The sequence below is a fragment of the Gimibacter soli genome (assembly GCF_028463845.1).
GTDB classification, from domain to species: Bacteria; Pseudomonadota; Alphaproteobacteria; order Sphingomonadales; family Kordiimonadaceae; genus Gimibacter; species Gimibacter soli.
The window spans coordinates 3,256,215-3,270,330 of record NZ_CP116805.1 but is presented as its reverse complement, the minus strand read 5'-3'; the positions used below and the strand labels follow the sequence as shown (position 1 = coordinate 3,270,330).

Sequence of the window (14,116 nt, the reverse complement as noted above, 5' to 3'; positions counted from 1 at the left end):
TATCGTCAGGCCTGCTGCGGCTCGTCTTCCCAGTCCTTGCGCAGGGTCTTGACTGCAAAGAGGATCAGGAACGCCGCGAGGAGATAGAAGGCAAGCGCCGCGACCACGCTGTAGCGCAAAGAATCGTTGCCGAAACGCGCCGTCATCATGTCCGACATCGTGCCCATCACCAGCGAGCCGAGGCCAAGGCCGATCAGGTTGTTGATGAAGAGGAAGCTTGCGGAGGCAGTGGCCCGCATCGCCTGCGGCACCAGATGCTGGATTGCCGTCGTGATGGGGCCAAGCCACAGAAGGTTCAGCCCGTTCGGGATCACCAGCAGGAACCAGGCAATGAAGGGCGAATCCGAGAGGAGAGCGGTCGCGAACAGCGGCGCACAGATCAGCCAGGCGATGGCGGGCAGGCGGGCATAGACGCCTCGGTCCTTGCTGCCGAGCTTGTCGGCAAGCCATCCGCCCGCGAACACGCCGGCGGTGCCCCCCACGAGGAGCAGCGAGCCCATATATTGCGAGGCCTCAAGAAGGCTGAAGCCGAAGGACCGGATCATCACCGACGGTACCCAGAAGGCGAGGCCGTAGCCGACAAGCGAGCTGCAGGATGCAGCGAAAGCCATCAGCCAGAAGCTTGGTTTTTTGGCGACAATCTTGAACACGGCCGAAACCGGCACGCGCGCTGCGGCCGCTGTGGGTGCCGGCCGGGGCAGGTCCTTCACCAGATATTTGAACACGGGCGCGATCACGACCCCGGCAATACCGACAGTGATGAAGGCAACCCGCCATTCCACGGTTTCGGCGATCCAGCCACCGAAGAAGGCGCCGCCGGCAAGCCCCAAGGGGATGCCGAGCGAATAGATCGACAATGCCCGGGCGCGCTGGTGCGGCGGGAAATAATCGGCGATGAGCGCATAAGATGGCGCCACGCCGCCCGCTTCCCCGACCCCGACCCCAAGGCGGAACAGGAACAGCTGCCAGAAGCCGGTGGCGAGGCCGCAAAGGGCGGTAAAGCCGCTCCATACCGCGAGCGAAATGGCAATCACGCCGCTGCGGCTGGTTTTATCGGCAATCACGGCGAAGGGTACACCGAGCACTGAATAGAGAAGTGCGAAGGCAATGCCGCCAAGTGCGCCAAGCTCGGTGTCCGAAAGGCCAAGGTCGGCTTTGATGGGCTGGGCAAGGATGCCGAGAATCTGCCGGTCCAGGAAGTTGAACACATAAACAAGGAGCAGCATCGCCAGCACCAGATGCGGGCTCCGGGCCTTTTCCTGAACCATATAAATCTCCCTCGCGTGTCGTCGCGTTTCCACTCCCGGCTATCCGGGTTCCCGGCGCGAGCATGGCGGACCTTGGCCGTCAAATCCAGCCCCCTTGTGTCACGAAGCCGTCAGGCGGACATGCGGGATTGAATTGTCACACTATATGACATAACATTGGCGCCGGGAGAGATGGAGGAGACGAAGGATGACGCGTGGCTGGCTGGCGCGGCTGATGGTGCCGCTTCTTTTCGCTGTGGGAGTAGCGGCGGACGATGAGGTGCCTGCGCGCCCGAACTTTTTGGTCGTATTGATCGATGACGCCGCCTATATGGATCTTGGCACTTATGGCGGCGAAGCGCACACACCGACGATTGACGAGATCGCCGAACGCGGCACGATGTTCACCAATTATCACACCTCGCCGCTGTGTGCTCCGTCGCGCGCCATGCTGCTGACCGGGCTTGATAACCACCGCACGGGGCTTGCCACCATCCCTGAAGTGCTGCCGCCAGAGCATGTCGGCAAACCCGGCTATGCCATGCGGCTGGAACCCGGCGTGACGACGATTGCCACGCGGCTGAAGGGCGCGGGCTACCGCACGCTGATGACCGGCAAATGGCACCTCGGCCACGAAAAGGGTGACCTGCCGGTGGACCATGGCTTCGACCGGTCCTTCATCCTTGATGCTTCGGGGGCGGACAACTGGGAACAGAAGTCCTACATGCCCTATTACAAAACCGCAGACTGGTTTGAAGGCGACAAGCGCACCACGCTGCCGGATGATTTCTATTCGTCCGAATTCCTTGTCGACAAGATGATCGACTATCTGGATGAGGCGGGCGCCGACAAGGACAAGCCTTTCTTCGCCTATCTTGCCTTTCAGGCCATCCACATCCCGGTGCAGGCGCCGAAGGAATATACGGACCATTATGAAAACGTCTATGAGGCGGGCTGGGAAAACCTCCGTGAAGCACGTTTCAACCGCGCTCGCGAACTGGGGCTGGCGCCTGAAGGGGCGCCCCTGAAGCCGATGCCGGACCGCCTGCGCAAATGGGCGGACCTGAGCGATGAAGACCGCGCCATCTATGCCCGTTCGATGGCGGTGAATGCCGGCATGATCGAGGCGATGGACCATCATCTGGGCCGCCTGATCGATCACCTGCGCGCCACCGGTCAGTTGGAGAACACCGTCATTATCGTCACCTCGGATAACGGGCCGGAGCCCAGCAATCCGGTGGCGCAGACGGGCTTCACCACCTGGATGTATTTCAACGATTATGACCGCCGGCTGGATAATCTTGGTGAAGAGGGCAGCTATGCCTTCATCGGGCCGGAGTGGGCGACGGCGGCTGCAGCTCCCCATAGCCTCTTTAAATTCTATGCGTCCGAGGGCGGCATGCGGGTGCCCTTCGTGATGGCGGGGCCGGGTGTGGTGCCGGGTGCTCGTACCGGCGCGCTTGGCTTTGTCACCGATATCGCGCCGACCCTCCTTGATTACGCAGGCGCTGGTGAACAGGCGGGCGACATGACGGGCCGCAGCCTGCGTCCGGTCGTCAACGATGGTGGCCATGCCTATGGCCCAGACGATGCAGTCGGGATGGAAGTTTCAGGCAATGCGGCGCTCTATAAGGGCAACTGGAAGCTCGTCCGCAACATGCCGCCGTGGGGCGACGGCACATGGCAACTCTTTGACATGGCGACCGATCCCGGCGAGACGACGGACCTGAGCGAAAGCCATCCGGATGTTGTGGCCGCGATGCATGCCGACTATGCGACCTATGCTGAGGTGAACGGCGTGCAGGAACTGCCAGCGGGCTACAATATCCACAAGCAGATCGCCAAGAACGCGATGCTGAAGCAACTGAAATATTATGGCTGGGTTTTCGCGCTGGTGCTTGCCGGCGCTCTGGGGCTTCTGGGCCTGTTGGTCTGGGGGATCATCCGGCTGATCCGCCGGCACTAGTTCAAGGGAGCGAACGGGAGGGCGGCTCAGGCCGCCTTCCCCCAAACCTCGATATTGCCGCGCCGCTCCACACGGCGGGCCGGGCGCAGGGTGAGGAGGGGCGCGAGCCCCACTTTCGCGAAATAGTCCCGCACCTTCGCCTGTTCATCCGCCGTCAGGGCATCAAAAGCATCCTGCAGCTTCTGCAACAACAGCATCCGGTAGGGCGACAGGCCCGTGGTGATGGGCTTGCCGCGATAGTGTGTCTCGACCCGGCCGATGGAGCGCTTGTGGGGCTTGTCGACAACCGGCGCGCCCTCCGCTGCGTCGTTTGCCTCCAGCCAGCGGGCAAGGGCTGCGACCTGATCGGCCAGTTCGGTCAGCATTTCATCCGCCATGAAACGGCAGAAGGCATCGATGGTGGCGGGCACCTCGCCGTCCGGCAAAAAGCCGGTCACCCTATAGCTCGGGAATTCAGGGATATCGAGGTTCGGTGCACTCAGCCGTTCGGTCCAGCGGAACACCGCACTCGCCTTGGTCTTCATCTCGAAGGCGGGCACGGGATCGCGCCCGAGGTGGGCAAACAAGGGGCCGTACAGGCCATAGTCGCCAAGCGAAGGCCATGCGCCAAAGAGGCAGGGATGCTTCTCGAAATGCTTCTGCAGGATGGCAAGCATCTCATGGTAGGCGGCTTCCACCAGCGGGATGGTCTCCGGCGTGACACCAAGCCCGGGCAGGTAGCCCGCCAGCTTGTCCATCACCGGTCGCGCCATCTGCAGCGCCGCTTCGGGGCTCAGTTCCGGGGCAACACCATGGGCGAAACCGGCCGCGATGAAAGCTTCCTGCTGGCCAAGCACGCTCCAGCGGTAATGCATGGCCAGGCGGGTCATCCCCTCCGAACCAAATAGATTGAAGGCGTGCGACAGGATACGCTGCAAGGCGCCTGCGGGATGGGCACTCGCCCGGTACAGGCCGCGATCCTCGAACCAGCCGATGATATCATCCGAATCCTGGATGACCTCGCCCTCTGGTGTTTGCAACACGGGGATCAGGATACGCCCGGTTTTGGGCAGGATATCCTTCGCAAAGGCCGGATGGGCGGATGACCGTTCCTCGAAATCGATGCGCTGCTTGCGCATATAGGCGCGGGCCTTGCCGGTGTAATAAGAGGCAGGCACGCCATAGAGGATATAGGGATCGGTCATCCGGGCTTCTTTCTATAGCGCGATGGGGCCTGCGTCCGCGCCCGCATCGAAAATGGCGAAGGCCGCGAAGGTCATAGCCTTGGCAGCATCTTCGGGCGAAAGTTCCTGCTCGGCCCTGAGGCGCAGCCAGTAATTGAAGCTGGTGGCAGCGGTCAGCGCGTCCATCAGGGTCTTGTCCATCTTGCCATCGGGATTGACGGCCTGCCGCAGGCGCTCCTTCTCGATCGCCGTCACGAAGGCCTTGTCGGTGGCAAGGGTGGGCGAGAGATGGCTTTGAGCTTCGGCCGCCTGCCGGAACGGGCGCATATCTTCAAAAAGCTTTGTGCGGTTCGAAACCAGCCGGGTCAGCCGCTCGCGCCGGTCCGGCGTGTTCAGGTTCAGCGTGGCGCGGGGCAGGAATTCCTCGCGCAGCAGGACCGAGATTTCGCGGTACAGCGTTTCCATGTCCTGGAAGCAACGGAAAACGGTGCGCGGGCTCACATCCGCATGTTCGGCCACGGCCTGCGCGCTCGGTGTCGGGTTGCCTTCGCGCACGAGTGTGAGAAACGCCGTCACGATCTTGTCGCGGTTGGCGGCGCGGCGACGGTTGCGCCCGTCTTCGATCCCGGCGAGGTCAGCGGTACTCACACGGGTTTGTTGCAGGTCAGTCATACTCATTCCTTCTCGTGGCGCGACAGGTTACTTTTAACGCGCTCGCTCGCACACGTCAAACAATTGACACATGCTATGACATAATTTATCGTTCTTCCCATGACCGGTATGGGGAGGGGTCCCGTCTGACCGGATCGGGAGGGAGGAAGCGATGATTGATCTTTACACGGCACCAACGCCAAACGGCTGGAAAGCCTCGGTAATGCTTGAAGAAACCGGCTTGCCCTATGAGGTGCATGCCATCGATCTGATGAAAGGTCAGCAACGGGCTCCCGATTATCTCAAAATCAATCCCAATGGACGAATTCCGGCCATTGTGGACAGAGAAGAAGGCAATTTTGCGGTCTTCGAGTCCGGTGCCATCCTGATTTATCTGGCCGAGAAGACAGGCAAGCTGATGCCGGCGGACGCGAAGGGCCGCTCGACCGTCATCCAGTGGCTGATGTTCCAGATGGGCGGTGTGGGGCCGATGATGGGGCAGGCGAATGTCTTTTACCGCTATCTGCCTGAAAAGATAGACCTTGCCATCAAGCGGTATCAGGGCGAGGTCGCCCGGCTTTTCGGCGTTCTGGATGCCCGGCTTGCGGATCACCAGTATCTGGCCGGCGACTATTCGATTGCCGATATCGCCAACTGGTGCTGGGCGCGCACGGCAGCGTGGTCGGGGGTCGATACCGATCCTTTCCCGAACATGAAACGCTGGATCGCCGAGATTGCCGAGCGCCCGGCGGCGCAGGCCGGTATCAAGGTGCCTTACGACATGTCGGCGCTCCTTTCCTCGGCGGGTTCCAGCAAAGAGGAAAAGACGGATGCCTTCGTCAAACAGGCCCGCACCCTTGTGAATACCGGCGACGCCAAGGAATAGCCCCATGATCCGTACCCGCACCGCGTGGCTGGCCGGCGCGGCGCTTGTCGTCGCTGCTGGGCTTGGCGCGCTTTACCAGTATCGCATCTACATCCCCGGTATTATCGATCGGATCAGCGACCCGATTGCCAAAAACCAACCGGTGGTGTGGGAGAAGGGCCCGACGCCGACCGGCGAGAAAGGCCCGCCCAACATCATTGTCGTTCTGGTGGATGATCTGGGCATCAACGATATCTCGACCTTTGGCGGCGGCGTTGCGGACGGTGCCGTGCAGACACCGAGTATCGATGCCATCGCGGCCGAAGGCGCGACCTTCACGTCAGGCTATGCCGGGAACGCTACCTGCGCCCCGTCACGTGCGGCGATCATGACAGGGCGGTTTGCAACCCGCTTCGGATTTGAGTTCACGCCCGCGCCCGTGCCATTCCACCGGCTGCTCGGCTCCTTCGACTATGGCCCGCAGCAGGCCGTTTACCACGCTGACCGCGAGGCCGATACGATCCCGCTGGATGACCAAGGGCTGCCGAGCGAGGAAATCACCGTCGCCGAGTTGTTGCAGCAGAGGGGCTATCGCACCCTGTTCCTTGGCAAATGGCATCTGGGCGGGGCCGAGAAGTTCCGGCCGCACAATCAGGGTTTTGACGAATGGCTGGGCTTCATGCCCGGTGCCGCGATGTTCCTGCCGAAAGACCACCCTGATGTGGTCAATTCGGTCCATGATTTTGATCCCATTGACCGGTTCCTCTGGGCGAACCTGACCTATGCTGTCAGCCATAATGGCGGGCAGCGCTTCCACCCTGACCGATACATGACTGATTATCTGGCCGATCAGGCCGTGTCGGCAATCGAGGCCAATGCCGGACGGCCCTTCTTCATGTATCTGGCGCTGAATGCCCCGCACACGCCGCTGCAGGCGCTGAAGTCGGATTATGATGCCCTGTCCGGCATCGCCGACCACCGCCTGCGCGTCTATGGCGCCATGATCCGCGCCGTGGACCGTGCCGTCGGCAAGGTCGAGGCTGCACTCGATAAAGCAGGCATTGCCGACAACACGATGGTGATTTTCACGAGCGACAATGGCGGGGCGAGCTATATCGGCTTTCCTGATATCAACAAGCCTTACAGGGGCTGGAAGGCCAGCTTCTTTGAAGGCGGTATCCGGGTGCCGATGCTGGTTTCTTGGCCGGATCGCATCCCCGCGGGCGTTGTGATTGATGAGCCCGCCGCCCATGTCGATATCTTCGCGACGGCTGCCGCCGCGGCCGGAGCACCGCTCCCGACTGACCGGCAGATCGACGGGCAGGACATGCTGGCGCGGATCGCCAATCCCGATGCGCCGCCCGCCGACCGCGCACTTTTCTGGCGGTCGGATCATTACCGTGTGCTCCTGCACAAGGGCTGGAAACTGCAGGTGTCGGAGCTGCCGAAAAAGACCTGGCTGTTCAACCTGAATGAAGACCCGACCGAACAGGTCAATCTGGCGGAGCGGGAGCCCGCGCGGCTCGCCGCGATGAGGGCAGCCCTTGATGCCCTGAACGCCGAGCAGGCTACGCCGATCTGGCCGAGCCTCGTAGCGCCGCCCGTTTATATCGACAAGAATATCCTCGAGGAAAAAACCCCCGAGGACGAGTATGTGAACTGGGCGAACTGACATGCAAAGACCGAAAGTATGGCTCCGCCGTCAGGTCTACCGTTTGCTGACCAGCAGCAGACGCCGTGGCTTCCGGCGCTGGTCAGCCGAAAGGCGCCGCCGCCGGGACGGACGCGCCCACCGCATCGCCTATTTCCACCGGTTCGGCGATCCGACCAGCGCCCTGATGGTTGGCCTCGTCGCGGCTCTCAGGGAGCGTTACGATATCGAAGTCGAGCTGATGCCGGTGGGCGCGCCCGAGCTTGCCGTGGCGCCGGAGCCTGAAAGGCTGATCGCTTACGCCCGGCTGGATGCCGCAAGGCTTGCCCGCAAGTTCGGGCTTGGTTTCACCGATCCGGGCCATGCGCCGGATGCGGCCCTGATGGCGCGTGCGACGGCCATTCTGGTGGCGGCGCTTTCCGGGCCTGATCCGCTTACCGCTACCACCGCGGTCGATAAGGCCGTGTGGTCAGGCGATGCGGTGGCGCTCGATGAACTCGCGCACCGGCACGGCGAGGCGAGCGCGGAGGCGACGGCCAAGGCCGTGGCGGAGGGGACCGAACGACGCAACGGGCTCGGCCATTTTCAGGCGGGCAGCATCCATTATGGTGGCGAATGGTATTGGGGGGCGGACCGGCTGCATTATCTGGAAGCCCGGCTGGACGGGTTGAAAGTGCGGCGGCAGGGCCGGGAGGGTGCGGCACCGCTTGCCCCGGCGCTTCTGGAAACGCAGGCGCGGGGTGATGCGCGCGGGGTGGTGCTGGAAATCTATCCCTCGCTACGCAGCCCTTATACATGGATCGCCATGGAGCGTGCCTTCGCACTTGCCGAGCGCTGGGGCGCGACGCCCGAAATCCGCTTCGTGCTGCCGATGGTGATGCGCAACCTGCCGGTGCCGCCGCGCAAGGGCCGCTATTTCCTTGTCGATACCAAACGCGAAGCCGAAAGGCTTGGTCTGCCCTTCGGGAATATCTGCGACCCCGTCGGCCGCCCGACAGAGCGTGGCCTTGCCGTTTTGCATCACGCCATCCTGGCGGGCAAGGGGCGGGACTTCCTGATCAGCTTCCTGAAAGGGGTTTGGGCCGAGGGCATCGACGCGGGGTCGGACGCCGGCCTCAAGCGGATCGCTGCCCGTGCCGGGATCGATTGGTCTGCGGTGGAAGCCGCCCTTGCCGATGATAGCTGGCGCAAGGTGGCCGAAATGAACCGGGCGCGGCTTTTGTCTCTCGGCCTTTGGGGTGTGCCGTCCTTCCATGTCGGCGATCTTGCCGTCTGGGGGCAGGACCGGCTGTGGCTCGTGGAAGAAGAACTCGCCCGCATCGCGGCGAAAGGGGAAGGCATGGCATGAAAATGGGCAAGCTGATCATCGGCGTCGTTGCCGTTGTCGCTGTGGCGGCTGCAGTGTTCCACCACTACCGCGAACCGATTGCTGACCGGCTTTATGCGAAGCAGGTGAAGGAACGCATGGGGCGCGACCATCTGGCGGGCCTGAAGGACGGCCTGCATGCGGCCTTCTGCGGAACGGGATCGCCGCTCCCCGACCCCACCCGCGCGCCTGCCTGCACCCTCGTGATCGCCGGAACCCATCTCTTTGTGGTGGATTCGGGGGCAGGCAGCACGGCCAACATACTGATGATGGGCCTGTCCGCCGGGCGGATCGAGGCGGCCTTCCTGACACATTATCATTCCGACCATATCGGCGGCCTTGGCGACCTCGCCATGCAGCGCTGGGTCGGCACCGGCAATACGGCGCCTTTGCCCGTTTATGGCCCGGACGGTGTGGAAGGCGTGGTTGAAGGCTTTAACAAGGCCTATGCACTGGATGATATCTACCGGCCGGCGCATCACGGCGAAGATATCGTGCCGCCCTCGGGCGCGGGGATGGTGGCGCGGTCCTTCAGCCTGCAGGGCATGGCCCCCGCCATCGTGTATGACGCGGGCGACCTCACGGTTCGTGCCGTGCTTGTGGACCATGATCCGGTGAAGCCAGCCGTTGCCTACCGCTTCGATTATGGCGGCAGGTCGCTTGTGGTGAGCGGTGATCTGGATGCGAAAGCCTCGGCCGGTTTCAAGGCGTTGGCAGCGGGGGCGGATCTCCTGATCGTCGAAGCATTGCAGCCGAAGCTCGTTGCACGCATTACAGAAGGCGCGGAGGCCACAGGCAATACGCGGCTCGCAAAGATCACCCGCGATATCCTTGATTATCACACGACGCCCGAAGAAGCGGCGGACGCGGCAACGGCTGCTGGCGCGAAGGCGCTGGTGCTGACCCATGTGGTGCCGGCGCTGCCTTCCAAAATCCTGTATCCGGCCTTTGTGGGAGAGGCGGGCGCACGCTTTGATGGCCCCATCCGTGTGGCGGAAGACGGCATGGCGGTGTCGCTGCCCGCAGGCAGAACGGACGTGACCTTCACAGACTGGTTCTGAGCGCCAACAAAAACGGCGCCCGGTGATATCACGGGCGCCGTTTCTGATTTTCCGAAAGCGAGATTATTGCTTGGCGGCTTCGAGTGCCGCCGCAATCCCGGCCCACGACACCAGTTTGAAATTCTGGCGGGCTTCGGGATCGGTATTGAGGCCGTCCTGCGCCACAAACAGGCCTTCGGGGAAGGCATCACCAAGGGCGGCGGATGTGACTTCCAGCCCGTCGGTTTCCGAGGTGCCATCCACCTTGCCGTCGGCGCTGGCCGTTACATGGAACGAGCCCACATAGGCGTGCGGGGCCTTGCGGTCGAACAGCGCATAGCTATTGTTGCCCTGGCTTGAGGCCACGATATAGCCCTCGCCGTTGCCGGCGTCATAAAGTGCCACACCTTCCAGATCGTCTTTGAGGACAGCCGTGTCAGCCACCGTGGCAATCACGCTGCGGTCGTTGCCGGCATCCGGTTCAGCCTTGTAGGCATAAAGCGCAACATCTTCCTCGTTGATGTAAAGCATGCCGGTTTCATCGTCCGCCACACAGCCTTCGGCGGTGCTGCCGACTGCGAAGGTGCGCACCTCTTGCAGCTTCACCTTGCCGGCAGTGCCTGCGGTGACTTCCCACTGTTTGTAGGTGCCGTCCTTGTCGTTCGCTATGACATAGGATTTGCCCGATGTGCGGCTGGTATAGAGGCAAAGGCCGTAAGGGTCGGCAAAGCCGGTGGCCTGTACGCCGTCCGCAGCGTCCGCCATCATGCCGGTTGCCGGGTCAAGCGTCAGAAGCGTGATGCTCTGGTCCGTGCGGTTTGTGGCCGCGACGAGCGTGATGGTGGCATCACCAACCGTCACATCCGGGCGCAGGTCCACATTGTTCAGGCGGCCAAGCGGCAGGAACTGATGCACCGTGCCGTCCAGACGGTAGCTATAGAGCCCGCCTTTCTTGTTGGTGCCAAGCACAAGGCTCGCCGAAGCGTCAGCCGGATTCACCCAGATGGCCGGATCGTCAGCTGCGTCGTCACCTGCTTCCACGGGTGCAGTTTCAACGGCGGCCGGTACGCCGACGCCGGGGCCGACGGCAAAATGGTCATGCTCGACTTCCGGCATGCAGGCGCTGGCGAGCCCGGCAAGGAGGGCGGCGGTTGCCAGATCGATCATGGTCTGTTTCGAAAACATTATCTTCCCCTTGAGGATAAGGCTGCGCCACCCCCGAGCGTTGCAGGGGGTGGCGTAACCCTTCAGATCATAAACGGCTTAGAAGGTGGCGCGAACGCCGAACTTGGCCGTCCATTTATATTCTTCGAACTGCAGCAGGCGGTCAGCCCCTGGCCCCTTGCGGTAGGCCGTGTATTTCGCATTGTTGAGGTTCACGAGCTCGGCGAAGAGCTGAACATCATCCATGATTTCATACTTGGCGCTGACGTCGACCTGGAAGTGATCCTTCACATACCGGTCTTCTTCCGGATCGCCGCCGAGCTCATCGAGATACCCGTCACGGTAGGTGCCGGCAACGCGCAGGCTCAGGCGGTCCTTCTCGTAACCAAGCACCATGTTGAAGGTGTGCTTCGAAGCGGACGGCAGCGCGATGGTGCGGTCCAGCACGTCGCCTTCAGCGTCGGTGTAGGTATAGTTGATGTTGGTCAGCAGCCCGTCGAAAGGTGCCGGCAGCATGGTGAAGGCTTGCTGGTACGAGAATTCGAAGCCTTTGACCTTCGCCTTGTCGCCGTTGATGCGGATCAGCGCTTCGTCGGCATAAACGCCGTTGAAGGTGACTTCCTCAAACTCGGCATCCACGATGAAGTCCTTGATCGACTTGTAGAAGATGCCGGCGGTGACGCCTGCGTTCTTGTCGAAATAATATTCGGCGCTGGCGTCAAAGTTCCAGGCTTTGTAGGGCTTCAGGTTCGGGTTGCCGAACTCGCCTTCGCGCTCGTTCTCGTCGTTTTCTTCAACAAGGAAGCGCGGGGCCATCTGGCCGAAGTTCGGGCGAACAACCGATTTGTAGGCACCGAAGCGCAGGACAACATCTTCTGCCGCATTGGCGCGGATATTGAGGCTCGGCAGCCAGTCGGTATATTCATTCTTGAAGGAGACAGGCGTGACGAAGACGGTGTCTTCTTCAAGCGGCACGCCGTCCACTTCGGCGCCTTCCTCGATCATCTCGAGGACATTGCCGTTGAGCGTCGTCTTGGTACGTTCAACACGCACACCGCCGATCACGCGGATCGCTTCATTATCGAAGCGGCCCATCAGGTAACCGGCAAGGATGTTTTCCTTGGCCGAATAGTCGGCTTCGGCCGAGGCGGCATCGGTGTCGAACTGGTTCAGCTCGAAGGCGCCATAGCCGCTGGCATCAAGGAACGACCGCCATGCGTCGGTGCCAACGACCGGCTCGATATCGGCAAGGCTGTAGCTCTGCTTGCCAACAACGTCGGCGAGCGTCAGGTCGCCATCATAGCCATCGAACACATCGATATTGGCGTCGTAGCGTTTCTTGCGGAAGCGTGGCTTGACGCCGGCTTGCAGGTCGAACTCGCCGCTATCCAATACGAAGGTGCGCTTCATATCGATCTTGAAGCCATATTCCTTGTCTTTCGCGTCCGAGAGCGTGGTGCGCTCCAGTTCGTCGAATTCGTAGGACAAGGCGTCGGTGAAAAGATCGCCGCCATTGAGGATCGAATAGGCCGGGCGTTGCAGGTTCGAATAATCGAACATCACGCCAAGCTGGCCCGGATCTTCCCAACTGGATTTGAAGACAACGGGGTCAACCGAGCCGTTTTCCTTTTCGGACGCTTCCGAGTAGCTGCCTTCATATTTGATTTCCCACGGGCCGCTGACCGTTTTGCCACCTGCAGTGAAGGAAGCGATCTTCTGGACCTCGAAACGGTCCTTCAGGTCACGCTCGACCTCGATCTCGCCGTCGTCTGACAGGAAGGTCGCGGTGCTGCCGCTGACCGCTGAGGGTTCCTCGTTCACCTGGATGGTCAGGCGGCGGCGGAATTCCTGGTCTTCGAAGCGGCTATAGAGGCCGCGGGCAAAAAGCGTGGTGCTGTCGCTTGCCTTGAAATCGAGCGAGAGGGTGGCGCCGATGCGCTCGCGGTCGACATCATAGTCGCGGTATTCAAGCGTTTCGGCATAGGCGTCGCCGTCGTCGGTTTCTTCCCAGTCGTCCATCTCGACGTTGTCGGTGGAGAATTTGCGCTTGTAATAGCTGACACCGCCGGCGATGCCGAAGCGCTCGCCGATGCGGGTCGAGAAGTCAACGCTGCCCTTGGGGGTCGCGGTATCGCGGAGGTCGTTGTAGGAGCCCTCGGCCTTCACGGTCACGAAGGGCTTTTCACGGTCGAAGGCGCTCGTGGTGTTGATCTCAATCGAGGCACCGATGGTGTCGCCGTCCATATCCGGGGTCAGCGACTTTTTCACCTCGATCGATTCAATCAGTTCCGACGGGATCACATCAAGGGCGACCGAGCGCACATCGGATTCGGGCGCCGGTACGCGGCTGCCGTTGATCGAGGCAGCGTTGAGGTTCGGGTCAAGGCCGCGAACCGACACGAAGCGGCCTTCGCCCTGGTCGTTGAGGATGTTGAGGCCCGGCGCACGGCGCAGCGATTCCGCCACGTTCTGGTCAGGGAACTGGCCCATGGCGTCGCGGGTCAGGACGCTGTCGACGGTGTCGGAGGCGCGCTGGCGGGCGAGCGAGGAGAGGAGGTTGGCGCGCTGGCCAACAACAAGGATCTCTTCACGCACATCGCCGTTGCCGGCGGCGGCGAGGGTTACCTGCACCGAAACATCGCCGCTTTCGCTGACGGTGATCTGCTGCGTTTCTTCGCCTGCACCGGCGTAGCGAACGCGCACGGTATAGGTGCCGGCGGGTACATCCACGAAACGGAAGGTGCCATCGCTGGCGGTGTTCGTCACACGGCGCAATTCAACGATGGTGACCTGCGCGGCCTGCAGGGCACTGGTGCCCGAGGCATCGATGACTTTACCGGTAACAGTACCGGCGAGGGCGGCGGGGGTGGCAACGATGGCGGTGGTCAGGGCCGTGGCGGCAAGCCAGGCGCGACGACGCGACATGATCTTCGACATGATTGATGGGCTCCCTGATATATAGTTGGGCGGAGGATCGATTGGATCCTCCGCCTTCGAGGGAGA

General features: G+C 62.0%; 10 protein-coding genes. 5 read left to right on the top strand and 5 right to left on the bottom strand.

From position 1 onward, the window contains the following. Positions 1-5 precede the first annotated feature (5 nt). Positions 6-1,268, bottom strand: a complete 1,263-nt coding sequence (locus PH603_RS15045) for a spinster family MFS transporter (RefSeq protein ID WP_289503508.1) — start codon at positions 1,266-1,268, stop codon at positions 6-8. A gap of 187 nt (positions 1,269-1,455) precedes the next feature. Between PH603_RS15045 and PH603_RS15040 the strand changes: the two genes are divergently transcribed. Then, complete coding sequence (locus PH603_RS15040) at positions 1,456-3,213, top strand: arylsulfatase (protein WP_289503506.1); 1,758 nt, start codon at positions 1,456-1,458, stop codon at positions 3,211-3,213. A 26-nt stretch (positions 3,214-3,239) separates the two neighbouring features. Here PH603_RS15040 and PH603_RS15035 read toward each other — a convergent pair whose 3' ends face one another. After that, positions 3,240-4,397 carry a glutathione S-transferase N-terminal domain-containing protein gene (locus tag PH603_RS15035; protein WP_289503505.1) on the bottom strand — a complete coding sequence of 386 codons (1,158 nt, stop codon included), beginning with the start codon at positions 4,395-4,397 and terminating at the stop codon, positions 3,240-3,242. Between the two features lie 12 nt (positions 4,398-4,409). Then, a complete protein-coding gene (locus PH603_RS15030) occupies positions 4,410-5,048 on the bottom strand; it encodes a TetR/AcrR family transcriptional regulator (protein WP_289503503.1) in 639 nt (212 codons plus the stop codon). Between the two features lie 151 nt (positions 5,049-5,199). Between PH603_RS15030 and PH603_RS15025 the strand changes: the two genes are divergently transcribed. Genes PH603_RS15025 through PH603_RS15010 form a run of 4 tightly spaced genes read left to right on the top strand, consistent with a single transcriptional unit; the run spans position 5,200 to position 9,970 of the window. Continuing rightward, entirely contained in the window at positions 5,200-5,913 is a 714-nt protein-coding gene (locus tag PH603_RS15025) for a glutathione S-transferase family protein (RefSeq protein ID WP_289503501.1), read from the top strand. Between the two features lie 4 nt (positions 5,914-5,917). Further along, positions 5,918-7,564: a sulfatase-like hydrolase/transferase gene (locus PH603_RS15020; protein ID WP_289503499.1), complete on the top strand. Its 1,647-nt coding sequence runs from the start codon at positions 5,918-5,920 to the stop codon at positions 7,562-7,564. Position 7,565: 1 nt separating this feature from the next. Then, on the top strand, positions 7,566-8,891 hold the full coding sequence (locus tag PH603_RS15015) for a DsbA family protein (protein ID WP_289503497.1): 1,326 nt from the start codon (positions 7,566-7,568) through the stop codon (positions 8,889-8,891). Then, on the top strand, positions 8,888-9,970 hold the full coding sequence (locus PH603_RS15010; RefSeq protein ID WP_289503496.1) for an MBL fold metallo-hydrolase: 1,083 nt from the start codon (positions 8,888-8,890) through the stop codon (positions 9,968-9,970). The genes PH603_RS15015 and PH603_RS15010 overlap by 4 nt, the downstream gene beginning before the upstream one ends. 63 nt (positions 9,971-10,033) lie before the next feature. On the opposite strand, the gene PH603_RS15005 is transcribed toward PH603_RS15010, so the two are convergent. Together PH603_RS15005 and PH603_RS15000 are read right to left on the bottom strand one after the other, a co-directional pair. After that, positions 10,034-11,134 (bottom strand): phytase, encoded by a 1,101-nt coding sequence (locus tag PH603_RS15005; protein ID WP_289503494.1) that lies wholly within the window; start codon positions 11,132-11,134, stop codon positions 10,034-10,036. Positions 11,135-11,212: 78 nt separating this feature from the next. Next, positions 11,213-14,050 carry a TonB-dependent receptor gene (locus tag PH603_RS15000; protein ID WP_289503492.1) on the bottom strand — a complete coding sequence of 946 codons (2,838 nt, stop codon included), beginning with the start codon at positions 14,048-14,050 and terminating at the stop codon, positions 11,213-11,215. Between the last annotated feature and the right edge of the window lie 66 nt (positions 14,051-14,116).

Excerpts from the sequence above, each read along its gene's own strand:
- PH603_RS15045 (WP_289503508.1), bottom strand. The coding sequence starts at position 1,268 with ATGGTTCAGGAAAAGGCCCGGAGCCCGCATCTGGTGCTGGCGATGCTG.
- PH603_RS15010 (WP_289503496.1), top strand. The coding sequence starts at position 8,888 with ATGAAAATGGGCAAGCTGATCATCGGCGTCGTTGCCGTTGTCGCTGTG.
- PH603_RS15040 (WP_289503506.1), top strand. The coding sequence starts at position 1,456 with ATGACGCGTGGCTGGCTGGCGCGGCTGATGGTGCCGCTTCTTTTCGCT.
- PH603_RS15005 (WP_289503494.1), bottom strand. The coding sequence starts at position 11,134 with ATGTTTTCGAAACAGACCATGATCGATCTGGCAACCGCCGCCCTCCTT.
- PH603_RS15020 (WP_289503499.1), top strand. The coding sequence starts at position 5,918 with ATGATCCGTACCCGCACCGCGTGGCTGGCCGGCGCGGCGCTTGTCGTC.
- PH603_RS15030 (WP_289503503.1), bottom strand. The coding sequence starts at position 5,048 with ATGACTGACCTGCAACAAACCCGTGTGAGTACCGCTGACCTCGCCGGG.
- PH603_RS15025 (WP_289503501.1), top strand. The coding sequence starts at position 5,200 with ATGATTGATCTTTACACGGCACCAACGCCAAACGGCTGGAAAGCCTCG.
- PH603_RS15015 (WP_289503497.1), top strand. The coding sequence starts at position 7,566 with ATGCAAAGACCGAAAGTATGGCTCCGCCGTCAGGTCTACCGTTTGCTG.
- PH603_RS15035 (WP_289503505.1), bottom strand. The coding sequence starts at position 4,397 with ATGACCGATCCCTATATCCTCTATGGCGTGCCTGCCTCTTATTACACC.
- PH603_RS15000 (WP_289503492.1), bottom strand. The coding sequence starts at position 14,050 with ATGTCGAAGATCATGTCGCGTCGTCGCGCCTGGCTTGCCGCCACGGCC.